Consider the following 20,848-nt stretch of genomic DNA (forward strand, 5'->3'; position numbering starts at 1 on the left):
AAGAAAAGGCCATAAAGGCCTTTTCTTTCTATTTACCAGGTGGAATCGCTATCCCTGATAGCCCATCAACCTTGGCATACTTAGGATCAAGTCTGGGAACAAGATCATGATGAACAGCGCTGCCAGCAGAACAAAGATGAACGGAATCACTTGCTTGATAATGCCCGCCAGCGGGATTTTGGTTGTGCCGTTTATCACGAACAACAAGACCCCGTAAGGTGGCGTAATCAAGCCAATCATCAAGTTAACAATGGTCACTACACCGAAGTGAACAAGGTCGATACCCAATTCACGACAGGCTGGCACGAACAGTGGCACGATAACCAGAATCACAGTCGTCGCATCCAGCAGGAAGCCTAATCCGAGATAAATCAGGTTAACAATCAGCAAGAACTGCAGCGGTGACAAGTCTGCTGCCGTAATCATTTCTGCAATCGCGGTCGGCACGTTCTCCGTCGCTACGATGTAGTTAAAGATCAGTGCAGAACCGATAACCAAACCCACAGATGCCGAAGAGTACGCACTTTCTTTCAGCGCCAAGTAAAGTTGCTTGAAGCTGATTGAACGGTACGCTACTGCCAGAATCAACGCGTAAGCCGCTGCCACTGCCGCCGCTTCTGTCGGGGTGGTAATACCGCCGTAGATACCGAACAGCAGAATCGCTGGCATCATCAGAGTTGGCAATGCGCGGAACGTAATACGCGGGATATCCTTCATCGGAGTACGAGGCTCTTTTGGGATATCCATCTTGGTGGCCATATAGGCGTTCAGACCCATCAGAACCACACCCATTAGAAGACCCGGCACCAAACCCGCGATAAAGAGGTAACCGACTGAGGTATCGGACACCAACGCATAAATAACCATCGGAATCGAAGGCGGGATGATAGGCCCAATTGTCGCTGATGCGGCAGTGATTGCCGCTGCGTAAGATGGCGGATAACGGCCATCTTTGGTCATCATGTTAATGATAACGCGGCCTACACCCGCGGCGTCTGCCACTGCAGAACCCGACATACCCGAGAAGATCAGACTAGAAACGATGTTAACGTGCCCTAAGCCGCCACGGAAATGGCCGACCATTGCGACACAAAACTGGAGTAGTCTGTCCGTAATACTGCCTGCGTTCATAATGTTCGCTGCAGCAATGAAAAGAGGCACAGCCAGCAGAATAAAGCTGTTGTAGAACCCCTGAATAATTTGTTCGCCTGCCAGCGCCAAGTCCTGACCACTGACTGCCAAGTAAACAATGGCGCCAATAATCATGGAGAAAGATACCGGCGTACCGAAAGCCGCCAGCAACAGCACTGTCACCAGACATAGTGTTAAAGCTAAACTCATTCTTCCACCTGCTCATCCTTGTCTTCTTGCACTTTGTAGTTCGGATTCAAGAATTGAATCAGTGCAAGACCGTAGCGGAGGATAATCGCGCCAAGGAATATCCCGTAAATGCTGAATACATAATCAAGGCGCCATTTCAGAATCGCGCTTTTCTTGATTTTGTAGAACGTGATGTAGTCCCACGTCGGCAAAAAGCTCATCCCGAAACCGATGATGATGCCCAATGCAGACAGGATCAGAAAAGTACGTTGTACCTTCCCAGGCACATTTAAAAAGAGAAGATCAAAGCGAATGTGATCTTTATGACGCAGACAAAACGCGCCAGCCCAGAAAATAACCCAAAGCCATAAAGTCAGAAGCACTTCTGACGACCAGCCAATCGGATCATTCAAGACATAGCGGGAAAATATTTGCGCGCAAAAGAGAAGGAACATTACCGCCAACATGGTGACTGCAACGCCATCTGCTATTCGCTGTAACCAGTGCAGAATCGTTTTCACAACATGGCTCCCTAGTTGTTGTGCATGTCGGCAATCAAACTAAAGCGTTGGATGCTTAGTTCAGGAAACACCAAGTCGACCTTGGTATTTCCCCGCCCTAATCCGTGGCGACAGCCTTCCCTGTCCCAGAGTCCTTCCATACTTCACTCCTTGTTGTCAGAGACTTACTGCCTCTTTGTTTTTAGACGAAGCCTGACAGGATTCGCCCTTATTGACCTGTAACTAGCCTAGACGATGTGATTGTGGATTTGTTACCCAATTGTGTCTCATTTGTTAAAACGTCACCTATTTTTTAAATTAGGGGATATTTTTAGATTTTTAGCCTATTCACATTAATGAGACAGATGCGGAGAAATTTAGGGAGTAAAACTGAAAAAGCATCGTGATTGACACGACGTAATTTTCTCTCTCTAGAACTCAGTTTCATTGAGGCATGGACAAATGACGCTGTACGAAACACTCCGCACGGATTTACTGAAAGGTGAATTTGAGCCGGGAAGCCGACTCAGAATGGAATCGCTGAAAGAACGCTACGGCAGTGGTGTGAATCTGTTGCGCGAAAGCCTGACAAGACTTTCCTCTGAAGGATTGGTGATTGCAGAAGGCCAGAAAGGCTTTCATGTCGCGAGCTTTTCAATCCAAAAGATGGAAGAACTCACCCGACTGCGCATTCTTCTTGAAACGGACGGTGCCCGCGCGTCTTTTGCTAACGGCGATATGGAATGGGAAAGCAATCTGGTTGCTGCCCACCACAAACTCGAACACGTCGAGAGCAAAATGCGAGAAAACATCGATGAGTATTTCATGATGTGGCACCGATGTGATTACGAATTTCATGCGGCTTTGATTGGCGCATGCCAGTCAGAATTGCACATGCACTACCACAGACAGGTCTACGATCAATTCAGGCAGTTTGTCGTCATGGAACTTCGTACAGAAGGATTTCGTGGCAAATACGTGGTTGATGAACACCAAAGCGTGTTGGAAGCGGCGTTGAAACGCGACCTCGATGGCTGTGTGAAAGCATTGGAAACCCACCTAGGCGGTTTCCTTACCCGAATGAAAGAAACAAGTACCCAAAATCGACAGTAAAGCCTGTCGCATCATAATCATAACAAGGAAGTAAACAGTAAATGGAGAAGCCAAGAATCGCCGTCGTCGGAGCAGGATTGATCGGCAAAAATCATATTCGACTCGTCTCGGAGAGCAATGCGTGTGACTTAGCCGCCATTGTCGATCCGTTTGAAGCGAGCATTGAACTCGCCAAAGACTATGACGTGCCCCACTTTGAAACCCTTGTGGAATTGCTTGATTCAGGTTTGGCGGATGGCGTTATCCTCGCAACCCCAAATAATCTGCATGTCCCGCAAGCAAAGCTCTGTATTGAATATCGCATGCCGGCACTGATTGAGAAGCCAGTTTCTCACACTGTTGAAGAAGCCAACTCATTACTCGACATCGCCACCAAAGAACCCGGCATCTGGGACACTTTGCTGGTTGGTCATCACCGCATGCACAGCCCGATCATCAAACGTACCCGTGAAATCATTGAAACGGGCGCTATTGGCCAAGTGGTGGCCGCTCATGGCAGCGCCATGTTCTACAAACCTGATGATTACTTTGTGGCCGCGCCATGGCGAACCAAGGAAGGTGGCGGTCCCATTCTGATTAACCTTATTCATGACATCGGCAACTTACGTTACCTCTGTGGCGAAATCATTGCTGTACAGTCCATGGCGTCCAACCGCCGTCGTCAGTTCGAAGTCGAAGATACTGTTTCGATCAATCTCAGCTTCGCCAACGGTGCACTCGGTACTTTCCTGCTCTCAGACACCGCAGGCTCTGGTCAAAGCTGGGAACAAACCTCGCAGGAAAATAAAGCCTACGCGAGCTATCCCGATGAAGATTGTTATCACATCGCCGGCACCAGCGGTTCGATTTCAGTGCCAACCATGCGTCTCAAATACTACAAAAACGAAGAAGATCGCTCATGGTGGAAACCATTCGAATGTGAAGACGTGTCGCTTCACCGCAAAGACCCATTGGTTGAGCAGCTTAATCACTTCTGCCGCGTGATACGTAAAGAAGAAAAACCCTTGGTAACGGTGCGAGACGGCCTGCAAAACCTCCGCGTGACTGAAGCCGTGGTTGAGGCGGTGAAAACCGGTCGCACAGTATACATTGACGACATCGCATAGGAGGGCGTGACATGAAATCTATTCTAGTGATGAACGGCCCTAACCTTAACATGCTGGGTCAACGCGAGCCTGGACTCTACGGACACAGTACCTTGGCAGATGTCGAACAGCTATGCAGAGATACCGGTGCAAAACACGGTATTGTCGTTGAGTGCTTCCAAAGTAACCATGAAGGTGAACTGATTGAAGCACTGCACAATGCAGGCCGCGCAGTGAAAACAGGAAACATGATCGGCGTTGTGTTCAATGCTGGTGCTTACACACATACCTCTATCGCCCTTTATGACGCCATTAAAGCGGCTGAAGTCCCTGTGATTGAGCTTCATATTTCCAATGTGCATGCTCGTGAATCGTTTCGCCATCACTCCTACCTTTCACCTGTCGCAGTCGGTGTGATTGTTGGGTTTGGAATTGAAGGCTACGCCCTAGCTATCGACGGGCTGGTCGCAAAGCTGGGGAGCCAATAACGCATGATTTACTCCATCGCAACGGTTTGCCTTTCAGGCACCCTAAGACAAAAAATCGAAGCCATCGCCAAAGCGGGTTTCCGTGGCATTGAAATCTTCGAGAATGATCTGATTACTCACAACGGTTCGGTTCACGAAATTCGAAGCATGTTAGACGATCACGGTCTTGAGGTTGTTACCTATCAACCCTTCCGCGACTTCGAAGGCCTCCCTTCTCCTTACCGGGAAAAAGCGTTTGATCGCGCGGAAAGAAAGTTTGACCTGATGGAAGAACTGGGTACCGATTTGTTGATGGTCTGCAGCAGTGTGTCGCCCCAAGCTTTGGGCGGTATTCAACGCGCAGCAGATGATTTCCATGAGCTTGGCGAGCGCGCAGCCAAACGCAATATGCGGGTTGCCTACGAAGCCTTGGGATGGGGTAAATACGTTTATGACTACCGCGACTCATGGGAAATTGTGCGTCGCGCCAACCACAAAAATGTCGGGCTATGCCTCGACACTTTCCACATCTTTTCTCGCCAGACTGAGCTGGATACCATGCTCAACATTCCCGGCGACAGAATTTTCCTCGTGCAAGTGGCGGATGCCCCCAGCCTTTCGATGGATCATCTCAGTTGGAGTAGACACTACCGCTGCTTCCCTGGACAGGGCGATCTTCCCATTGGACAGTTTGTGTCTAATCTTCACGCGACGGGTTACGACGGGCCTTTCTCTCTGGAGATTTTCAACGATCAATTCCGTGCAGGTTCGACGGAAAAAACCGCCCGAGACGGCTACCGTTCACTGGTTTATGCCAACCGTGCGGCAGAAAAATCTGCTGATACAGAAGCGCTTGAAATTCCGAGTGTCAACCCGCCCAGCGAAGTACAGTTTATTGAATTCGCCGTCAGCGACAATGAAAAGCTCGCATTGACCAAGTTGCTGTCTCAACTTGGCTTTTGTCATGCCGCCACTCACAAACGTAAAGATGTGGAGTTGTGGAAACAGGGGAACATCCATCTGGTGATGAATATGGAACCAGATAGCTTCGCCCAAAACTTCCACCAGCAGCATGGCGTCTCCGTATGTGCTGTTGGTTTAACCTGTACCCATGTCAACGATATGGTGGAGAGAGCCAAGAAGCTCGAGTTCTCGCCAGTTTACGGCAACCCTGAAAATGACACGCATGGCATTCCTGCCATCTATGGTCCAGGTCAAAGCCTCCTTTATATGGTGGATGACGCCGACCAGCCTCCTCACTGGGAGCGCGAATTCAAATGGCATGAAGACGCCACTCAGCACGCTTTCCTCAACAAAGTTGACCATGTGGCAACCACGATGAGTTACGAAGAAATGCTTCACTCAGTGCTGCTCTATCGTGCAATGTTTAGCATGAAAACCATGCCAACTGTCAGCGTTTCAGACCCTGGTGGGCTTGTGAAAAGTCAGGCCCTGCAAACGCCTGATAAAGGGGTAAGTTTCACGCTTAACAGTACCCAAGCTTCGCGAACCGTATCCAGCCGAATTCTCGATCAATACGCGGGTACTGGCGTCAATCATATCGCTCTTTCAACCAAGGATATTTTTGCCACCGCCGAATTCATGTCTAAACAGCAGACTGAGACGATGCCCGTCACCGCCAATTATTATGATGACTTGGCCGCCCGGTTTACCCTTTCTGATGAAGTGATTGAAAAACTCAAGCGCTATAACATTCTTTACGATGAAGACGAGAATGGCAGCTTCTACCAGCTTTACACTTCCATGTTTGCCGGTAGATTCTGTTTCGAAATCGTTCAAAGAAACGGGTATCAGGGATTTGGTGCTGCAAACAGTCAGATGAGGTTAACGATGCAGGCTAGAGAGTTAATGAGCTAATCACCGACAGTCCATCAAATCTGATTTTAAGCAAGCCGTCTATGACGGCTTGTTTTCTGATGGTCAATCCAAACAAGCCATTAGCTTGTCTTCGAAATTGATGTCAACCGCTTCCGCTATCAGTTCAATCCGGCTTTCCAAACAATCATCCAACTCCATTTCCAACATGTTCGATTCGGAAAGGTTGTAACCAAACACTCCATCATCAGTGATGAAAACGGCTTTCATTCGCTCGACATCAAGGTCATGCAGAAGCAAAGAAAGTTTCTTTCTGTCAAAGACCTTGTCTGGTGAAAATCTCCATCCAACGCTTTCAAAACCTTCACCCTCGTTCTTTGCCATCAACACCCCGCTTTCTGGCATAGGCGCTTCTGAGGCAAGAGGTTTACTGCCGTGGTGATGATGATGGTGGTGATCATGCGCTTGTGGCTGCGTCATGTAGGTCTCTCCTTCAAATTCCTTGAAGTCGATTTGTCCGTGACGTGTAAACAGCACTTTCACATCTGGATGAGCATGCTTTTTTACATACGCTTCCAGTAAGGCTTTGTCCCCTTCTGCATAGAGATCAAGCTTGTTACCCACCACAGTGTCGGCAATCGCAATCTGCTGATTAAAAGTATCGTGATGGGTGTACCGCGTCTCTGACAGTTTCCTCGCATCAACCAAAGTCAGTGTTTTTTGAAGTGATAGAACATCGCGATAGTGCTCAGAGGATAAGACTTCCAAGACTTCTTTGGGGTGCCCAAGGCCGGTCGGCTCAATCAGCAGTCGATCAGGTTTGGCTTCGATCAGTAATTGATTTAGCGCGATTTGCATTGGAAGACCAGCAGCGCAGCACATGCAGCCACCAGGCACTTCCTGAATAAATACTTTTTCTCCTTCGCTGTGTCGCCCTTGAAAAAGGCTACCATCAACACCTATCTCTCCGAACTCATTAACCAATACGGCCCAACGCTCGTTCTCCGGTTTGTTCTTCATCAGATGTAAGATGGCGGAGGTTTTACCGACGCCAAGGAAGCCGGTAATAATATTGGTTGGCACACTCAGAATTGCTGCATTATCAGAGCTCATTAGCAATCCTCCTGTAACCCTGTACCAAGGTATGATTGGCGGAAACCACAGACTCAGAAAACGCTGAATACTCCGGTGGCACTTTAGAAATACTGTTTAGATCGAAGCCCACACCGATATTGGTCATTGGCGGTACATGGAAACTCTCAGGGAGATCCATACCATCCACAACACAGTTATGACGGATCACACAGTGCTTACCGACAACAGCATTAAACACCACAGAATTAAAACCAATGAAAACATCGTCACACACTTCACATGGACCGTGAATGATTGAGCGATGCGCTATCGATGTGCGTTCACCAATGGTTACTGCAGCGCCTGCTTTAGAGTGAATTACCACACCATCCTGAATGTTGGTGTCACATTTGATGAGGATGGGTTCCATTTCACCCGCATCGTTCACCTCATCCGCACGAATCACAGCATACGGGCCAATAAATACGTTGTCTTCAATAATCACTTTGCCGCAGATGATCGCCGTGGGATCAACAAAAGCATTTTCCGATACGATTGGCATGTCGCCATTTGGATTTTTTCTTAACATAGGGGGTCTCACTTGCTTCAGTATTTGTTTGAATCCGAAGAGCATTAACGAGCGAACACCAGTCTCATCGCGGGTGACTCGTCTTCCAGTACCTTGTTATTGTGATAAACCAATCCACCATTCACCCAGGTACAGACTATCTGCGACGAAAAGCGATGACCTGCAAAAGGCGTCCACCCACAGTGATACAACGCATTATCATGGCTAACCTCAGTGGTTTGTTTATCATCCACCAGCACCAAATCAGCAAAGTAACCTTCACGAACAAAACCACGATCTTTAATTCCGTAACGAATAGCGGGATTGTGTGCAGTTTTCTCAACCACTTGAGTAATATCGATGCGACCGTGACTGACGTGGTCAAGTAGCGTTAGCAGCGCATGTTGCACCAAAGGTAGACCTGCCGGAGCCTGCTCAAAGCCCACCTGCTTTTCTTCAAAAGTATGAGGTGCATGGTCAGTGGCAATGATGTCAATTTGGTTGGTGTGAAGTGCCCGAATCAGCGCTTCACGATCGCTGGCTTTCTTGATAGCAGGGTTACACTTAATCAAGTTTCCCAGCACCGCATAGTCTTCTTCACTGAACCAGAGGTGATGCACGCAGGCTTCAGCGGTAATGCGTTTCAGCTCAATGGGCCCTGTTTGGAAAAGAGAAAGTTCTTTTTCGGTTGTGATGTGCAGAACATGAAGATGGCTACCATGACGTTTTGCTAAATCCACGGCATAAGAAGAAGAGGCATAGCAGGCTTCATCATCCCTCAGCACAGGATGATCATGGATCGTGAACACGGACTTTTTACGAAGAAGCGCTTCTCGGTTTTTTGCGATAACCGGCCCGCTTTCACAATGCGTGACAATGAGCACGGGCGACTCACGGAAGATGCCTTCCAATGCCGTCGGGTTTTCCACCAACAAATCGCCAGTGGACGCGCCCATAAACACCTTAACACCACAGTGTGTTTCTGGATTCAGTCGCTTAATTTGCTCCAGGTTGTCTTCCGTTGCACCAAGGTAAAACGAATAATTCGCCAAGGAATTGTTGGCCGCAATATCAAACTTGCGTTCTAACGCTTCAATCGTGGTCGTGGCCGGGCTGACATTGGGCATTTCCATATAGCTGGTGATGCCACCAGCCACTGCTGCACGGGATTCAGAGGCAATAGAACCTTTGTGCGTTAAACCCGGCTCCCTGAAGTGCACCTGATCATCAATCATTCCCGGCAAAATGAAGCGGCCATTGGCCTCGACAATCTGGTCAGTCGGAGCGGCGATAATATGGGATTCGATCTTCTCAATCCGCTGGCCGACAATTCTCAAATCTCTCTCTTGAACCCGCCCTTCGTTAACGATACGGGCGTTTTTAATCAGTGTTGCAGACATGGCGTTTAGATTTCTCCTTAAAACTAACGCATGGAAAAGATGGTGCTACGTTGGGAACGGGTGGAAGACACGATTTCTCGTCAATAAAGGTTCAGTGGTTCAGATTCACTTAGCGCAGTCATCACATACACAGGTAATTTCAAGCTGGGGGCTAACGACTGTGAACCCTTCTTTTCGAGCACCTGATTGCAGGCTGGAAGCGAGTTTGGGGTCGATGGCCTGTTCTATGATCTTGTCGCACTTCGCGCAGATGAGGAACTGAGGGACGCCATGCTCGTGATCGCAGGAGATATGAGAGCAGGCAATGAACTTGTTCGATACTTTTAATTTGTGGGCGAGATGTTCGCCTTCCAGAAAGTCTAGGCTGCGATATACCGACATCGGTTGAACGCTCTGCCCGAATTCCGATTTGCAATAATCAACCAACTCGTAAGCAGAGAGAGATTTTTCAGAATGAACGAGCGCTTTTAGAACCAACTTACGCTTGGCGGTAAGTTGCTTTCCCTTTGCTTTGCATTTCTGTGCGACTGTTTCTATCAGCGCGTCTAAGTCAGTCATGGTGAACCTTCCGCGAATTTTCCGCTCGAAATATAAACACAACTGTTATGTTATAACATATCACTCGTGAGACAACCAAGTTATCTATAGGCTTGTGATTATCATGGAGAGGCCGTTTCAGAAGAGAGTAATGATGTGTTGAATCAGAGGGCATATACAAAAAAGCCATCTCAATGATGGCTTCCTGTTCTAGATAGTGTTCCTGGCTATTGGTTTAACCCGCTCTTGCACCATTGTGCGTTTCGGTTTATGAGCCGGCCAGGCAAGGTTGTGGCTTGTCTTTATAACCAATATCGAAAAGCATGCCCTGAGACACCTCACCAGCCATTTTTCTCTCAGGCAGGTTTACGACAAACAAGGCTTGTTTACCTTCAATCTCTTTGGAGTTTTCACGCTCTTGCTTAATCCCCACCAAGATTGAACGTGTCTGGTCACCAAAATCAACCGTCAGCTTCATCAGTTTGTCGGATTTAGCGACATCACTGACTTTGATGATTTGTCCAACTCGAATGTCTACTTTTCGCAAAGTCATCAAATGTGATTTCGTCTTTAATCGGCGCAGGTTTCATAGAGATATCCTTAACGGTGTTTTGCGCTGGAGGAGGTCTTCAAAGCGCTCACAATACTGATGTACCCGAACAACCTACACCATTGAAATGACTTTTAAACCTTATGACCTGGAAATCTCAAAAGTGGTGCCTGAGCATTTCTTTAATCAATTTTCCAAGGTGGATTCAGGCGATTCTCTCCCGCCCAATACAGTTTAATTTCGTTGCCTGATGGGTCTCTTAGGGCCGCTTCTTTCCAGAGATACGGCTTCATCGTTGGCTCTTGGTCGAACTCAATGCCCTCGCCTTTTAGCCGCTCGACGAGCTCATCAAGCTTTTCATGTTCAAAGTAAACCACGCCACGACTTATCACCCCTTCCTTTCCAGGATCGAGGAAGATAGAGAAGCTTGCATCACCTTCTGGAAAGCAAAAACGTGCGTAGTGATCATCACTAACAATCTGAATGAGCCCGAGCTTTTTATAGAATGTGACCGCAGACTCCATGTCATGCACCGCTAATGTCACTTGATTTAAGTTCATGTTTTCTCGCTTTTTATTAAACTTTCTTTAGTAGACATCTCAGACTAAATCCTTTCTTGGCGTCATTGACCAAAAAGCCGACTTTCATGACGAAAACTGCGAACGACATCCGCCCTTGATGAATAAGACAAGCATTCCTTAAATCGGCGCCCGATGACTTCATTGAAAACAGACGGCCAGAAATCACAGATACCCAACGACTACGCCGCCGAGCACCTGTATTTCTTCAAGCTAATCAGCGATTGGCAAGATGTGGCACTTAAGCTGAAGGATGACTTTACGGCACTGGTGAAAGCACGCATCGCGGAGCACAAGAAAAGGCTGAGAGTATTGCGGCGAAAGTACAGGAGAGGATGCCAGCAGGCCAAGTCCAAACCATCACAAAGAAGCAACTCGATAACGGCATGATAAGCATCGCCAAGGGCGACTATGACTGCCTGTAAGCGCGGGATGTGACATTGTCTGCATTGGAAGCGGCAGGCGTTGAGAACTGGGCGGGATATGACGATGCGATGACGGCGCTGACGAAAGACGCTGCTTAATTTTGAAGGAGCGCCTCAAGGGAGGCTCTGTAAATTGGAAATGGACAATTCTGAGTTAGGAATTGTACCCGTAGTAACTCACTTCGGATAAGTTGAGTTTGGGCAAAGAATGGATTTTGAGTGTCTTACAAAGATTTATATAACTGATTTACAGCGCTTGTCTATTAATCAGTGACCAGTGCATATCCACAATGTGCTAATCCGAGCAATTTACTTGATAAAGTAGCAACGGGCTTGTTCAAGACCCAAATAAAGTGTCGGCTGCGCGACACTTATTCTTATTTGTTATACAAAACTAACTCATTTCAGCGAGATAATTCATGACTATACCAATTATGATTAGCAAGACACTTGCTACATAGACCGCGATTTCAGCCTTGTTAGGCTCTTCGGAGGCAACCACTTTATAAACAGCGCCGCTAGATTCTGAACTAAAAAGATCAATTGGCAGGAAGTCGGCAATTTGAGGCAATCCTATTACGATTGCAAGGATTGAGTAAATTAGAAGCCCCCCCCGGTAGCGATGAAAAATTTATCCATATCAGCCCTTGTGTATAACGCTACCATAAATGGAGAGCAATTGTTGCGAGTCCAGCGCCCGCAGGACGCGATGTTTGATGGCCTTGTCAGTTTGCATTAACTTTTAACCAGTTACCAATGTAACTTGCCGTATCATTAATTGAAGCCACTTGGTCAAATACCAAATCAGAGTTATTCCTTACTTGCCTTACTGTTGATATATAACTTTCTCTGACGTGATCCTCATACTTATCCAAGTAGTTAGAAATAGAGAGTGCTGAATCAATATTAGGTTGGTCTATATGTCTTTTGATAACACGAGCCAAGCATAACTCCATAGGTTGATCTAACAAAATAACGTAATCGACTAAAGATGACATAGAGTCTCGCTCTTTACCAAATGGCTCTTCAATAAAAATATAACGACTACTATTGTTTGAAATTAAGTTTTCCAATGAAGTGACAAATCTTGGAGTTTTAATTAGAGAAACGTTGGCTCCATTTTTTAGCCAGCTTTTCATATTTGTGGGGTATGAACTTTTATCAGTATGATCATCAAAAAGTAAAAATGGGCAATCAAACTCATGAGCTAGTTTTTTAACAATGGTGGTTTTACCTGAGCCAGATGCTCCACTGATCGCAACTACTTTTGTGTTATTCATAGTATCCTAGTGTTATAGAAACTGATTACAAACTAACATCGTGTAGAGTGCCTCCACCAGAGACTTCACCGATAGAGTTTTCCGAGAGAATCTCATCGAGAGGATATTCATATATCTCACTTCTGTGCATTGGCTGGATACGAGCATTTATCGTAACCACAATATATTGAGGTTCAATTCCGATTTTGTCTTCATTTCTCTTGAATAATCCGAACAATGCTCGATCTCCTTGTGTGGCTAACACCTGGCTATGGGGCTGCATTGAGCGCAGCGTAATGCAGTCCTAGCAGCCACTTGTTACGTGCTGATTTTGCACAGATGTTTGATTGTTTTTTCATGTTCTTTACCCACCAAGCCGACATCTTGATGAAAAAGAAATCCAGACCTCTTAACTTTGGCCGCTTCAAGTGCCTTTTGTGCTTCTGAGCCATCGTTATTGATTAAAGCTTTAGACGCATGCCACTTATAATGGTCAAGTGGAAACGTAAGCCTATCAAGATGCTCATGCAATACACTTAGTGCGTTAGCGTACTCATTTTCTATTTTTTGAGTTGCCACCAAATATGGATAATCAAGGTACACCCCTGTTCGATAGTTTGGAGAATCCTTTTCTCTTTCAAGTATCTCTTTAAAGGTGGCTATACATCCTTCGAGATCATTTAGCGCGATAAATGCATTTGCTTTTGCTAAGAGCGCTCGAACGTCTTCAAATTTGTCTTTTCTGGATTCGAAGTATTCATTAACCAAACGAATGGATATCTCTGGATGCTTATCAGCCAAAGTCAGAGCCTGGATTACCAAATACTGATCTCGTTGCGTTCTTGCTCGTTTCAACCTCGAGTAGAAGTGCTCTTCGATAGATTTGTTCCAATCTTTATTTCTATACCAATCGTCAGATGACACGATGCTCCCTTAGCACGTAACGTTAGAATAACGGGCGTTTACTAGCCCAAACTGATTGAAACTACTGAATCACAGAGTTTCTAAGAAAAAATGTATGAGTAAACATCCTTCGTTCATTCGTTTGTTATGTTTATCAGCTCAGTGCGTCCCCAAAAACCTTTGCTCGCATATTCTACAGTCCAACCTCGGCGCTTTAACTCTTTAGTAATAATCCTATTCGAAATGCCATGCCCAAAAACAGAAACGTTTTCATGCTCACAGGCTTTGGCAATAATTAGGTCTAACGCTGAAATAGCACGCTTACGGCCGGTTTTATAAGACTCACTTTTACCCGATATACCTAAAAACCAACACAAACGAGCAATAACCAACCAATTATTAACTGACATCGAAAACGGTAGCTTTAGTCTAGGAATATCCATTTCTCTCAAGTCACCTAAAACTAGATCCGCTCTCTTCCCCAAACATATTTCTGCTGAGTGTAGGGAGCGATTCAGGTCACTAGAAAATGTATAGCTGTTATGGAGTTTTTCGTTTAGTTCTTGGGGTGGAAGGCTGTCTGGGCAAACAAACGATCGATTGTAGGCTCGAACCCACTTAGCGAAACCAACAGCCTTAACTCTAGGGTTTGAGCTTGCGACAGGCCTCCCATGTCTAACCAATGTAATTCTCACCAAGCCTCCTTTACCGTGGATAAACATAACGCCTTGTTAAGGGGTGAGCAACGCAATACCGATGCTGCCACATACCACCCTAATCACTAAAACCAACGCATAGTAAAAATGCCACGCGTTGCGAATCCCTCTTGAACAATTTGTTATACAAAAACCTACAGCGCGTAGGCTACCCACTAAATCCTAGTGAATGTACTTTAATATCAATTACTTTGATTTCTGTCGTTTAGCCCATTCTTCTGAGGCATCCCCCATTGTCAAACCTATGGCATTGTTAATCCAATTCATGAAATCACGATCAAACTTAAAATTTTCGCCAAACTTTGATTTGAAATATCTGCGAACATTCTGAGTCGTTTTATAGCTATCTGTAATTATGGTGCTGTCATCAATATGATTTTTATGCCAATCAACCTTATCCATGGTTTTGAAATCTCCTTTTGTATAACGTCGTTAGCAGTTGCAGACAAAGTTGGCGGGCTTTTGGAACAAAAGCATGACAACTTTGGCTGTCGACTGCCTGACCTTGTTAGGGCTAATCCCACATTTCATCATCTTCTAGATACTCTAAAGTCGCCAGATCAAAATAAGCGCACACATTATTTATGGCCATAACCTTGTGTAATTCTACATCTCTAAACGATGACGATTGAAGACCTTTTCGTAACCAAGCTGCAACCTCAAGATCGGTGAGCTTTGAAATCTCATCGAGATGTTCTGAATCTGTGTAATCGCTAAGAATATCATCCAATAACGGATTCAATTCCTTAGTCTGGGGAAACTCATGATCAGTTTCATTGGCATCATTAGTCATATAACTGAAATTCAGACTGTATCTATGGCCCAACGGAATCCATATTACGATCTTGTCTGCAGTTTCAGGGATACCATGTTCAAAAATCGAATTCAGCACAGACACGAGATTATCTAATTCAGAGTCTAGCTTTCTTCTGACAGAGTTTATGGCAGTGGAATATTCCATGTCGTATCGCGCCCTAACGCCAAATTAAGGTGTGAACAACGCTAACACCTTAGCTAAACCATTGTGCCATAAACACTAAACTGGCTTGAAGTGAAAGCACCAAGCGTTGTGAGTGATGTTCCCCCGATTAAGCGGACACCTAATTACCTAAATCTGTTGTTTCTCAAACGCTATTGGAGATACATAACCGATACTCCCATGGAGTCGTGTTCGGTTGTAAAAGTAATCAATGTATCGCCGGAGTTTCTCTTCAAGCTGCACCAAACTTCCAATAAACGCATCCTTAATTAATTCGCCTTTCAGCGTTTTGAAGAAGGACTCCACTTCCGCGTTATCTGTGCAATGACCAGGACGATTCATACTTTGCATTGCACCGATACTGCTCAGGTAATGACGTACTCGATCCGCGCAATATTCACGACCTCTATCTGTATGGAATAATAACCCTTGCTTAGGCTTCCTAGCTCTCACCGCCTTCGTGATTGCGAGCATGGTCAAGTCCGTGTCTAGTCGATGACTTAAAGCCCAACCCACAATTTTCCGCGAACATAAATCGATGACAACGGCTAAGTATCCCCACTTGTTGCCGACTCGAATGTAGGTCACGTCCGACGACCATTGCTGGTTAATTTTTAAGGGCTTAGACAACTCTCTACGACGATTTTTGAGCCCTTTGAAGAACGCTCTACTTTTGTTTCGACGGCGATAGACTCTGTCAACGCGTGTCTTTAATCCGGCCTCTTTCATCAGGCGAGCTACGCGTTTCTTACCCACTCTGACGCCTTCCTGCTTCAACGCTTCGTGTATTTTCGGGCTACCATATCTGCCTTCACTACGTTTGTGCAAAAGCGCTATTCTTTCGCCCAGCACCTTGTCTATCTGTGCATGCTTAGATACACCACGTTGCAACCACGCGTAGTAGCCACTACGTGACACCCTAAGGTGCAGGCACATTAACTTCACAGAATACACACCAGTGAACGCTTTTATGAATCGGAAGGCTTGCGCCTTTGTTCTGCTTGAAATCGTTGCCACTTCTTTAGGATGTCATTTTCCTCTTCAAGCTCTGCAATACGCTGTTTTAATGCAGATATTTCGTCTTGTGATTTTGGCTTATTCTGCGATTTTGGAGGGACTTTAGGCATACCAAACACTCCATCTAGGTAAGCCCGTCGCCACTTCGAAAGCATAAACGGATGGATATCTAATGCTTCTGCAACTGACTTGACTGTGCGGTGACTTTGAAAGCTCCACTCCACCGCTTTACGTTTAAAGTCTAGTGAATATTCCGCTGTCTTTTTTCCTGATTTGTAGGCTGGCATAAGGCCCCCCTCTATGGACTGAAATGTGTGTCCACTAAATCGGGGGAGGTTCAGAATCACTCTTAAATTTATTGTTAGCCGTACATTGCCCAACGGAAATACGGACGCTGACCATCCATCCGTTCAACTTCTGCGCCTAACTTTTTGTAAAACTCGTGTGCTTTGGTGTTATGTGGACTAGCTGTCCAAGAAATATGAGAAGTTAATGACTTTTGAGCTTCCGTTTTCAAAGCATGCATAAGTTCTGCACCGTATCCCTTTGACCGATGATTACTAACAACTAGAAGATCATCAAGCCAAATAGACGGTTCACCGCGAAAGGATGAATAACGATAATGAAACAAGGCGAAACCCTGAACTTCACCATCGACTTCCAATAGCAAAGCGTGGGCAAACGGATAGTCACCAAATAAGGTTCGTTCTATCTTTTCTTTCGTCGTGGAGATTTCACCGTCGAATCCTTTCATACTTCGGTCAAACTCAGCTTTGTGTCCAATAAGTTCTAGCAACTTACTGGAGTCTTCCTTGATCGCTTTCCTTACGTTCACTTTGTTCTCCATAACTCAAGTTTCCGGTTGTCGGCTAACGTTGCAGTAACGGGCGCTTACCAAACCGCCCAAAACTGCTTTAATCCTTGGTATTCACAACACTTTCAAAAGCTGCTGCATTGAGAAAGCGTCCACGTTAATTGCCTTTGTTATGTTACGTATCATTAAACATCTTCAATTGTTACTGCACCGAAAACGCCGGAGAGTTGCTCTAGAAAATAACCAAGAAAACTAAAGTAATCCCCAGAGCGATGGCAATACAACCCTTTACTAACAATTCTGATTTCAAACATCATTTTGCAGCCTTCAAACTCTGAAACTGTCCAAAGATCCTTTTCAAATTGAAGCCTTACTGTTTTATTAAGATTATTAATAAATGATTGAATTTCTTCTGTGCTTTGATATTCAAATTCGAATGTTTGAGCTAAGCCCACAATCTCTCCTCAGTAACATAACGTCAGCATAACGGGCGTTTACTAGCCCAAACTGATTGAAACACCTAAATCACAGTATTTCTATGAAAAATGCGCCACGAGTAAACGTCCCTCGTTCATGCTCTTGTTATGTTCAATGCCTACTATGCCACCTAGTCATTTCTGTAACGGTACTTGCATATACTTTGCTGCTCGTCACTATTCTCGATGACAAATCAAAATGGAACATTACCACTTTGTTTTTATGACTTTTTACTTTGTCAGTGTCGATTTTTACAGTGAGGTAGGCTTCGGTCAAATGTGACAAATCGATGTTGTCTCTGGCTGCGCTTTCTTTTAGCCACTGAGAAATCTCTACAGCAATCCATAGCTCAATGTTCCCAACTAATGAGTGAGTCGCAGAACCTTTTAGGATGTCAATGTCGATAACACCATTTGGTAGCTCAGAAAGTGCTTCAAGATCATCGCCCATTCTCCATCCAGCGAATATCTTGGGAATTACATCAACGTAATGATTGAGCCGTTTTCTCCTCATTTTTCACCTTGAACATAACAGCTTATTAGCGGGCAACTTGCCCGTTTAGTGCAAACCCGGGACGCCCGATTAGTCCGCTTACACTTGTGCCAGCTTACCATATAGCCGCGTAAAATTAGTGAGTTGAGTTTTATGGTTGCAACTTGAATGGGAGAAAACGGGCGTCCCGTACTAAAAACCAGCTCATTTTTACTATATCCATCTCACTGTGTATTTATACAGATGAAATGCAAAAGAAAAATTTAGACTTTGTGAGATGATTTGAGCGGTCGGATGGTCGAAGCGCTAACTTACTTTGGGGCAAAAACGACTAACGCTACCGCCCTTAGCTTCTCAGCACGCAACACGCAACACGCAACACGCCATTACTGTCTAAAACTTTTGGCGACAATGCACTACAAGGTGCATAAATCGAAACTTAATTTTGATCGCATGGAGAGTTGAGTGGGGAGATTTTGTTCAAATATATGAGGTGCCTGCAAAATGAGAGGGTCGGCTTCTCTTAGTTATCGATCGCTGTTCAAACTTTTGGTATCCCAGCGTTACTAGTAGGTTATATCACTTCCAAGTGAAGTAGCTCTGCGTTGTTATCGATAACAAGTTTCACAGCTATGATGACGAAGATTAGGAATAGGTTTCTAATTTTGAATTGAAGTTTAGTCAGGCCGTACAAGAATTTGACCGAATTAATGGCCGCAAAGACGAAAAATGCCATTACTATAAATACAAGAAAAAAACCCAAAGAATTCCATTGCTTTGATTTCTCATCCGGCTTAAGTGATTAGGGCTCGTCATTTTAATTCTGTTTCTAAATTTAACATCTCAACCTTTCAGCACCAACAACTGCTAGAATAAAAGCACTTTCCTTTTCAGAGATAACCATGACAACCACAACACCTAAGAGCCGCACTGACTGGCTCATCTTCTTCCGCCGTGCAAAGAACATAGATACATTGGATTTGATGCTGCATGGCGCATTGAAGAAGCTCAATACACTTGCCGAACAGGCTGATGCCATACTTGGTCATGAAGCCAGGTTGAATGAGCTGGAGGGCCCAGGTAGATAAGTTGATAGCCCACCCACTAAACAGGTTGAAAAGTTGAATAAGAAATTCAGCCAGTGCCCCATTTAGAGGAAACGCGAAGAACAAATTTTTTAAGTTCAACACATTAAATACTTACAGTGATTTATAAACTTGCTATAACTCCCCTACTTGCTGACAAAACAACCAATAACACAACGATATGGATATCAACTTCAAGCAGCTCATCTCACAAAGCTCAACGTCTACGCTTCAAATCGAGAACTGGACGATTGCCAACCACGAGTCTTGGGCGGTATTCAGCACGGAAGGTGATATTGGCTCTCTTCTGGGTGGCGTGTTGTGCGGAACCATCGAATTCGGTGGCGAGCTGGAAATCAGCGATGGAAAAATTGCGCAGGTTTCGCTAGTCGAACAGCAAAAACTATTAGAGGAAGAACGGGCCAAAGATGACACTGACTTTCTTGACCGTATAGATACCGGCACCAGCGTCTATGACCTGATTTTCGACCAATGCGAAGACGCGGCACTGACCCATCAATTGATTGAAGATCTCGATCTCGTTCATCTCAAAGAGAGTGGCTTTCGCGTGCTTTCTACTGGTGAAACCAGGCGTGTGATGTTGGCCCGCGCATTGGCAGAAAAGCCTGACTTTGTGGTGCTGGACAACCCTTTTACCGGCCTGGATGTTGCCCACCGTCAATCACTTGCTGACTATTTAGACAAGCTCTCTGACTCTGTTCAGATGATGGTGGTCTTTGCGCGGGAAGAAGACCTTCCCGATTGGGTTGACCATGTCGCCATGTTTGAGCGTGGGAAGATGGTTGAACTGATAGATAAAACAGGATGGGACAACCACCCCATTATCCAGCAAATCGCCGCGCAGTCTGAACAACAAAGTGAAGAGATGATGACGCTTATCCGTCGTTATCAGCACGCCACACAATTTGAAAACCCGATTTTCGAATTAATAGATGGCAAAGTTGAATACACAGAGAAAACCATTTTCACCGGCGTGAACTGGCGCATTGATAAAGGCGAGCATTGGCAAGTTAAAGGCCCAAATGGATGCGGAAAAAGCACTATCCTTGGAATGATCTTTGGCGATCATCCACAATGCTATAGTAACGACATTCACATCTTCGGCAAAAAGCGTGGCTCAGGCGAAACGGTGTGGGAGATTAAAAAGCATATTGGCATGGTTTCTTCTGCCCTTCACCTGCAATATCGCGTTAGCTGCTCGGCGTTGGACGTCATTCTTTCCGGTTTTTATGACTCCATTGGCTTGTATTCCCAACCTAGCATTCAGGAGCGTACTATCGCCCATGAATGGCTCGACATTCTTCATATGAGTCAATATGCCAAAACGCCTTTCCGAAAATTAGAATACGGACAACAACGGCTGTTGCTGATTGCTCGCGCAATTGTAAAGCAACCTACTTTGCTTATTCTGGATGAACCCTATCAGGGCTTGGACTATTTAGGACGACGCCTGATGAAGAATACCTTGGAGTTGATAGCACGGGAAAATCTGAGCCAACTTCTGTACGTTTCGCACTATCAGGATGATGAGCTGGAAAGCATCAAAAACACACTGACGTTTGTTTACGACGACAACGCTCAGTGCTACCAAGCCAAATTAGAACAAAGATAAAAAAGGCCGCATCAGCGGCT

General features: G+C 45.4%; 24 protein-coding genes and 1 pseudogene. 7 read left to right on the forward strand and 18 right to left on the reverse strand.

Annotated elements, in window-relative coordinates:
- Nucleotides 1–48 precede the first annotated feature (48 nt).
- From K6Q96_RS09435 to K6Q96_RS24865, 3 genes are read right to left on the reverse strand one after another with little or no spacing between them, the layout of a single operon-like run.
- Nucleotides 49–1,341 (reverse strand): TRAP transporter large permease, encoded by a 1,293-nt coding sequence (locus K6Q96_RS09435; RefSeq protein ID WP_251875249.1) that lies wholly within the window; start codon nt 1,339–1,341, stop codon nt 49–51.
- On the reverse strand, nt 1,338–1,841 hold the full coding sequence (locus K6Q96_RS09440) for a TRAP transporter small permease (protein ID WP_002541909.1): 504 nt from the start codon (nt 1,839–1,841) through the stop codon (nt 1,338–1,340). Before K6Q96_RS09440 ends, K6Q96_RS09435 begins: the two co-directional genes overlap by 4 nt.
- Nucleotides 1,842–1,852: 11 nt before the next feature.
- Nucleotides 1,853–1,981, reverse strand: coding sequence for a hypothetical protein (locus tag K6Q96_RS24865; RefSeq protein ID WP_002541910.1), 129 nt, complete (start codon nt 1,979–1,981; stop codon nt 1,853–1,855).
- Nucleotides 1,982–2,282: 301 nt separating this feature from the next.
- Between K6Q96_RS24865 and K6Q96_RS09445 the strand changes: the two genes are divergently transcribed.
- Genes K6Q96_RS09445 through K6Q96_RS09460 form a run of 4 tightly spaced genes read left to right on the forward strand, consistent with a single transcriptional unit; the run spans nt 2,283 to nt 6,363 of the window.
- Nucleotides 2,283–2,933: a GntR family transcriptional regulator gene (locus K6Q96_RS09445; protein WP_251875251.1), complete on the forward strand. Its 651-nt coding sequence runs from the start codon at nt 2,283–2,285 to the stop codon at nt 2,931–2,933.
- Nucleotides 2,934–2,974: 41 nt separating this feature from the next.
- Nucleotides 2,975–4,039 carry a Gfo/Idh/MocA family protein gene (locus tag K6Q96_RS09450; protein ID WP_251875253.1) on the forward strand — a complete coding sequence of 355 codons (1,065 nt, stop codon included), beginning with the start codon at nt 2,975–2,977 and terminating at the stop codon, nt 4,037–4,039.
- A gap of 11 nt (nt 4,040–4,050) precedes the next feature.
- Nucleotides 4,051–4,506 (forward strand): type II 3-dehydroquinate dehydratase, encoded by a 456-nt coding sequence (aroQ, locus tag K6Q96_RS09455; protein WP_002541915.1) that lies wholly within the window; start codon nt 4,051–4,053, stop codon nt 4,504–4,506.
- Between the two features lie 3 nt (nt 4,507–4,509).
- The gene (locus K6Q96_RS09460; protein ID WP_251875255.1) at nt 4,510–6,363 is read left to right on the forward strand and encodes a bifunctional sugar phosphate isomerase/epimerase/4-hydroxyphenylpyruvate dioxygenase family protein; all 1,854 of its coding nucleotides are present in this window, start codon (nt 4,510–4,512) and stop codon (nt 6,361–6,363) included.
- A gap of 63 nt (nt 6,364–6,426) precedes the next feature.
- Here the strand turns inward: K6Q96_RS09460 and K6Q96_RS09465 are convergent, their stop codons facing one another.
- The 6 genes and pseudogenes from K6Q96_RS09465 to K6Q96_RS09490 form a co-directional block, all read right to left on the reverse strand.
- Entirely contained in the window at nt 6,427–7,434 is a 1,008-nt protein-coding gene (locus tag K6Q96_RS09465; protein WP_251875257.1) for a CobW family GTP-binding protein, read from the reverse strand.
- Nucleotides 7,424–7,984, reverse strand: coding sequence for an LbetaH domain-containing protein (locus K6Q96_RS09470; RefSeq protein WP_046303277.1), 561 nt, complete (start codon nt 7,982–7,984; stop codon nt 7,424–7,426). The genes K6Q96_RS09465 and K6Q96_RS09470 overlap by 11 nt, the downstream gene beginning before the upstream one ends.
- Nucleotides 7,985–8,028: 44 nt before the next feature.
- On the reverse strand, nt 8,029–9,363 hold the full coding sequence (locus K6Q96_RS09475) for a dihydroorotase (protein WP_251875259.1): 1,335 nt from the start codon (nt 9,361–9,363) through the stop codon (nt 8,029–8,031).
- A gap of 105 nt (nt 9,364–9,468) precedes the next feature.
- Nucleotides 9,469–9,921: a Fur family transcriptional regulator gene (locus K6Q96_RS09480; protein ID WP_251875261.1), complete on the reverse strand. Its 453-nt coding sequence runs from the start codon at nt 9,919–9,921 to the stop codon at nt 9,469–9,471.
- Between the two features lie 247 nt (nt 9,922–10,168).
- Nucleotides 10,169–10,490: pseudogene (locus K6Q96_RS09485) on the reverse strand (tRNA-binding protein).
- A gap of 142 nt (nt 10,491–10,632) precedes the next feature.
- Nucleotides 10,633–11,010, reverse strand: a complete 378-nt coding sequence (locus tag K6Q96_RS09490) for a VOC family protein (RefSeq protein WP_251875263.1) — start codon at nt 11,008–11,010, stop codon at nt 10,633–10,635.
- Between the two features lie 452 nt (nt 11,011–11,462).
- On the opposite strand from K6Q96_RS09490, the gene K6Q96_RS25040 reads away from it, so the two are divergent.
- The gene (locus K6Q96_RS25040) at nt 11,463–11,552 is read left to right on the forward strand and encodes a hypothetical protein (RefSeq protein ID WP_491899749.1); all 90 of its coding nucleotides are present in this window, start codon (nt 11,463–11,465) and stop codon (nt 11,550–11,552) included.
- A 626-nt stretch (nt 11,553–12,178) separates the two neighbouring features.
- On the opposite strand, the gene K6Q96_RS09495 is transcribed toward K6Q96_RS25040, so the two are convergent.
- The 9 genes from K6Q96_RS09495 to K6Q96_RS09540 all read right to left on the reverse strand — a co-directional run bounded on the left by K6Q96_RS09495 (nt 12,179) and on the right by K6Q96_RS09540 (nt 18,068).
- On the reverse strand, nt 12,179–12,733 hold the full coding sequence (locus K6Q96_RS09495; RefSeq protein ID WP_251875265.1) for a nucleoside/nucleotide kinase family protein: 555 nt from the start codon (nt 12,731–12,733) through the stop codon (nt 12,179–12,181).
- A 297-nt stretch (nt 12,734–13,030) separates the two neighbouring features.
- Nucleotides 13,031–13,636: a tetratricopeptide repeat protein gene (locus K6Q96_RS09500; protein WP_251875267.1), complete on the reverse strand. Its 606-nt coding sequence runs from the start codon at nt 13,634–13,636 to the stop codon at nt 13,031–13,033.
- Between the two features lie 113 nt (nt 13,637–13,749).
- Nucleotides 13,750–14,310 (reverse strand): histidine phosphatase family protein, encoded by a 561-nt coding sequence (locus K6Q96_RS09505; protein ID WP_251875269.1) that lies wholly within the window; start codon nt 14,308–14,310, stop codon nt 13,750–13,752.
- Nucleotides 14,311–14,517: 207 nt separating this feature from the next.
- On the reverse strand, nt 14,518–14,733 hold the full coding sequence (locus K6Q96_RS09515) for a DUF6434 domain-containing protein (protein ID WP_038891727.1): 216 nt from the start codon (nt 14,731–14,733) through the stop codon (nt 14,518–14,520).
- Between the two features lie 112 nt (nt 14,734–14,845).
- Nucleotides 14,846–15,292, reverse strand: a complete 447-nt coding sequence (locus K6Q96_RS09520) for a hypothetical protein (protein ID WP_251875271.1) — start codon at nt 15,290–15,292, stop codon at nt 14,846–14,848.
- A gap of 147 nt (nt 15,293–15,439) precedes the next feature.
- Nucleotides 15,440–16,614, reverse strand: a protein-coding gene (locus tag K6Q96_RS09525) for an IS3 family transposase (RefSeq protein WP_251875273.1) whose coding sequence is annotated in 2 segments (ribosomal slippage) — nt 15,440–16,326 and nt 16,326–16,614 — 1,176 coding nt in all. Because the reading frame shifts where the segments join, the coding sequence is not laid out codon by codon here.
- 74 nt (nt 16,615–16,688) lie between these two features.
- On the reverse strand, nt 16,689–17,174 hold the full coding sequence (locus K6Q96_RS09530; protein ID WP_181136667.1) for a GNAT family N-acetyltransferase: 486 nt from the start codon (nt 17,172–17,174) through the stop codon (nt 16,689–16,691).
- Between the two features lie 152 nt (nt 17,175–17,326).
- The gene (locus K6Q96_RS09535) at nt 17,327–17,596 is read right to left on the reverse strand and encodes a hypothetical protein (RefSeq protein ID WP_251875275.1); all 270 of its coding nucleotides are present in this window, start codon (nt 17,594–17,596) and stop codon (nt 17,327–17,329) included.
- 133 nt (nt 17,597–17,729) lie between these two features.
- Nucleotides 17,730–18,068, reverse strand: a complete 339-nt coding sequence (locus tag K6Q96_RS09540) for a hypothetical protein (RefSeq protein ID WP_251875277.1) — start codon at nt 18,066–18,068, stop codon at nt 17,730–17,732.
- Between the two features lie 944 nt (nt 18,069–19,012).
- Between K6Q96_RS09540 and K6Q96_RS09545 the strand changes: the two genes are divergently transcribed.
- Both K6Q96_RS09545 and modF read left to right on the forward strand, forming a co-directional pair.
- Nucleotides 19,013–19,198, forward strand: coding sequence for a hypothetical protein (locus tag K6Q96_RS09545; RefSeq protein ID WP_251875279.1), 186 nt, complete (start codon nt 19,013–19,015; stop codon nt 19,196–19,198).
- Nucleotides 19,199–19,376: 178 nt separating this feature from the next.
- The gene (gene modF, locus K6Q96_RS09550) at nt 19,377–20,828 is read left to right on the forward strand and encodes a molybdate ABC transporter ATP-binding protein ModF (RefSeq protein WP_251875281.1); all 1,452 of its coding nucleotides are present in this window, start codon (nt 19,377–19,379) and stop codon (nt 20,826–20,828) included.
- The last annotated feature ends 20 nt before the right edge of the window (nt 20,829–20,848 follow it).

This window comes from Grimontia kaedaensis (assembly GCF_023746615.1).
GTDB lineage: Bacteria > Pseudomonadota > Gammaproteobacteria > Enterobacterales > Vibrionaceae > Enterovibrio > Enterovibrio kaedaensis.